Annotated in this window: 4 protein-coding genes; all 4 read right to left on the bottom strand. The window is 65.8% G+C overall.

Going from position 1 to position 3,884, the window contains the following annotated elements:
* Positions 1-351: 351 nt before the first annotated feature.
* Positions 352-1,101, bottom strand: a complete 750-nt coding sequence (locus ACFXN1_RS20735; protein WP_379438020.1) for an SDR family NAD(P)-dependent oxidoreductase — start codon at positions 1,099-1,101, stop codon at positions 352-354.
* Positions 1,098-2,117: a phosphotransferase family protein gene (locus tag ACFXN1_RS20730; RefSeq protein ID WP_379438021.1), complete on the bottom strand. Its 1,020-nt coding sequence runs from the start codon at positions 2,115-2,117 to the stop codon at positions 1,098-1,100. Before ACFXN1_RS20730 ends, ACFXN1_RS20735 begins: the two co-directional genes overlap by 4 nt.
* Complete coding sequence (locus ACFXN1_RS20725) at positions 2,114-3,319, bottom strand: acyl-CoA dehydrogenase family protein (protein WP_379463652.1); 1,206 nt, start codon at positions 3,317-3,319, stop codon at positions 2,114-2,116. The genes ACFXN1_RS20730 and ACFXN1_RS20725 overlap by 4 nt, the downstream gene beginning before the upstream one ends.
* A partial coding sequence (locus tag ACFXN1_RS20720; protein ID WP_379463651.1) for a thiolase family protein occupies positions 3,316-3,884 on the bottom strand: 569 nt, incomplete at its 5' end. The genes ACFXN1_RS20725 and ACFXN1_RS20720, both read right to left, overlap by 4 nt.

Here is a 3,884-nt window from a genome sequence, read left to right as displayed (position 1 = left end):
AAGTGCTTCATGGAGATGAGATATCAGTGGAGGTCGTGGCGCTCCCGCCCCCCCCCCCTTTTTTTGTTCGCCACCGCCTTTTTTGCTGGGCGGCCTTCCCTAGGGTCCGCCCCCCCCCCCCAGAGACAGGAGTCCGCTGCGGTAACGGGCCGTCTGTGCTGGGCGCTGTGGTTCGTTCGCACTACTACCGGATTCGTGCAAGCTGAGACCGCGCCTTGTCCGACCCGATCAGCTGACCCTGTCCCTCCAGATCCACTCGGCCGCCCGAGGATCGGGCGTCGCGGACCCCTCATATGGTGGGCGCGTCATCCAGACTCCTTTGTCTTGGGCGGGGTGGGCCGAATCGAACTATCAAGCCCGCCAGATCTGTTCGCCTGCGCGTGAGACAACGATGTTCGGCACGACCGCGTTGCGGGAAAGCCGAGTGATGGCCAGCGCCATCTCTGCGATGTCGGACGTGGTGAGCATGGCCGAGCGGTCCAGTGCCTCGCGTTTCCAAGCGGTCATGTCGGTGTCGACGTAGCCGGGGGAGATGGCCGTGGCGCTGACTCCGTTCGCGGACTCCTCGAGAGAGACTGCCTCGCACAACGAGATCAGTGCGGCCTTGGTGGCCCCGTACGCGGCCAGCCCTGCCTCACCGGCGACGCCGGTGATGGACGCCAACGCGATGATCTTCGCGCCATGCTGCGGATGTGCGGCGGCGCTCTTGCGCAGCAGCGGCAAGGCCGCCTGGATGAGCGTGATCGGGGCGCGGAAGTTCACATCCAGCATGCGCTCGTAGGTCTTCGCCGGCATGTCTGCGACCGCCCCCGCAGTACCGCTACCCGCACTGAGCACCAGGACATCCATGCCGCCGTAACGGTTTGCGTGTGCTTGTGCCAGCGCCCGCACCTGATCGAGATCGTTCATGGCCGCCACCACTGTCTCCACCGTGACACAGGTTTCGTCCTGCAGCCGGCGAGCGGTCTCGGCTAGCCGGTCGGGGTCGCGTGCAGCAATGGTCAAGTGATAGCCATCGTGGGCGAGGCGGCGAGCCACCTCTGCTCCGATACCGCGCGATCCGCCGGTAATCAATGCGCTGTGAAAACCATTGGTGCTCACGCGAGTGTCTCCAGTCCGGCGTCGAGCAGCACCGGCACCGCGGCGCCGATCGTGGCGAAGCCGTCGCCCACGGTCTTTCCGGCCAGGTAGCGCTGATGGACACCTTCGGCGATCACGGCGAGTTTGAAGCAGCCCAGAGCGCGGTAGAACGGCAGCTGATCGAGGTCGTATCCCGTTGTGCGGGAGTACTGTTCGGCAAGATCGTTGGCCGAGCCGAAGCCGGGGTTGGCGGTGGGTGCGTGCCGGACGCCGAGCACCGGTTCGCTGCGCGGATCCCAATAGACCTGCAGCAGACCGAGGTCCGCAAGCGGGTCGCCGAGCGTTGACATTTCCCAGTCGACCACGGCGGCGACGCGGCTGTAGTCGACCGGGTCGATGATCGTATTGTCGAGCCGGAAGTCGCCGTGCACGATGGCCGTGCCGACTTGTGCCGGAACTGCGGCGCTCAAGGCACGGGACAGCCGGTCCAGCGTGGCGAGTTCCCGCGTAGCCACGCGATCCCACTGGCCTCGCCAGCGTTTCACCTGACGCTCCAAATACCCTGCAGGGCGGCCGAAGTCGCCGAGCCCCACCCGCTCGTAATCGACGGAGTGCAGTGCGGCGAGGGCGTCGACGAGGGCGTCGCGGCACGACCGGGCCTGGTCGGCTGTCAGCGTCGCCGCTTCGTCGCCGTCGCGCAGGGTGCGGCCGGGTACGAACGACACCACCGCGAACGGCACGCCGATGACGTCCTCGTCCTTGCACAGCGTCACCGCTTCGGCCACGGGAACCTCGGTGCTGCGTAGCGCGGCGACGATCCGGTACTCGCGCGCCATGTCATGCGCTGTGGGGGTGAGCGGTCCCAGTGGCGGGCGGCGGAGCACCCAATCGTGCACACCGTCGGTCAGTCGATAGGTCAGATTCGATCTGCCGCCCGCGATGAGGGTGGCCTTCAGTCCGCCTGCTGTTTCGGGCACGTTGTTGTCGAAATAGCGCTGCAGCGCCGGTAAATCCAGGCCGGCGACCACGGATGTCATACGTTCGCCCTGTTGATTTTGCGGATCACCCGGCGGGCGATGGCCCAGCGATGGGTTTCGGAGGGCCCGTCGTAGATGCGGAACGGCCGCACCTCGCGGTAGAGGCGTGATAGCGCGATGTCCCCAGAGACACCGAGTGCACCGCAGACCTGCAGGGAGCGGTCGACGACTCGGTTGACAGCCTCGGCGACGAAGGTTTTCGCGATCGAGGTGATCTGCGATGAAGCGGCAGCTTCGGGCTCGGTGTCGAGAACCCAGCACGCCTTCAGCGTCAGCGCGCGAGCGGCTTCGATGTCGATCTCGTTGTCGGCGATCAACTGCTGCACCATCCCGAGGTCGCCGAGCCTGGCGACGAACACGGGCCAGGTTGCGGGGCGTTTTGTGGTGAGGTTGGGGGGGTGGCGAGCGGGGCCCCACCAACGCATTCCGTGGGTCATGCGGGCGGGGCCGAGCCGGACCTGGGCGTATTCGAAGCCCTTGTCCACCTCACCGAGCACGGCGTCGTCACCGACCTCGAGGTCGTCGAAGGTCAGCTCGGAGTGTCCGCCGAACATCGACTCGTCGAGCGTGTCGATGTCACGTTTCAGATCGAAGCCAGGGGTGTCCGCCGGTACGAGGAACATCGTCGCGCCACCCCGGGAACCCGGTTCGCCGCTGGTGCGAGCCATGATGATCGCGAAGCTTGCGCCGTTGGCGCCGGTGATGAACCACTTGTGGCCGTTGATGACCCAGCCTGCCGAGGTACGTTCGGCGCGAGTCGTGAGCATGCTCGGATCCGCGCCCGCGCCCGGAGCAGGTTCGGTCATGGCGAAACATGACCGAACTGCGCCGGTCACCAAGGGCCGCAGGAACTTCTCCTGCTGTGCGGGGGAGGCGATCCGTTCGAGCAGGTGCATATTGCCCTCGTCGGGTGCGGCACAGTTCAGCGCGAGCGGCCCGAACAACGAATAGCCCGCTGTTTCGAAAACCGGCGCACGGTCCCGCATATCGAGTCCCAGCCCACCGAATTCACGCCCGGCGTGCGGCGCGAAGATACCTGCCGCCTTCGCCGCGTTCTGCAGGTCGACGCGGATACCCTCGGGAAGATCGTGGGCGGAGCCGCGGTGGCACGACTCGATAGGCAGTACCGTGTTCCGTACGAAGTCTTCTGTGCGAGAGACTATTTCGGAAACAGCAGGAGAGTATTCGAAAGAAATAGTCATGACAGTCGCTCGATGATCGTGGCGTTGGCCAGGCCGCCGGCCTCGCACATGGTCATCAGGCCGTAGCGTCCGCCCGTCTGCTCCAGGTGGTTGAGCATGGTGGCCAGGATTCGGCCGCCAGAAGCTCCGAGTGGGTGACCCAGGGCGATCGCACCGCCGCGCGGATTCAGCTTGGCCGGGTCCGCGCCGAGTTCGTGCGCCCAAACCAGCGGCACGGGCGCAAATGCCTCATTGACCTCGTAGATGTCGATGTCTTCGATCGACAGGCCGACCCGGGTAAGTGCCTTGCGGGTAGCTGGAACGACTGCGGTGAGCATGAGCAGCGGATCATCACCGGTAACGGCGAAGGAATGGAACCGCGCTCGCGGCCGCAGGCCCAGCTGGTCGGCCTTCTCCTCGCTCATGATGAGCGCGGCGGACGCGCCGTCGGTAAGGGGCGAGGAATTGCCTGGGGTTATGGACCATTCGATTTCTGGAAAACGAGTCTTATACCCGTCGTTCGCGAACGCGGGCCGCAGTCCGGCCAGGCCGCCGACTGTGGTCGCCGGTCGGATCGTCTCGTCTG

It is taken from the genome of Nocardia sp. NPDC059154 (assembly GCF_042755705.1).
Classification (GTDB): Bacteria; Actinomycetota; Actinomycetes; order Mycobacteriales; family Mycobacteriaceae; genus Nocardia.
This window is presented reverse-complemented; position numbering and strand designations above follow the sequence as displayed.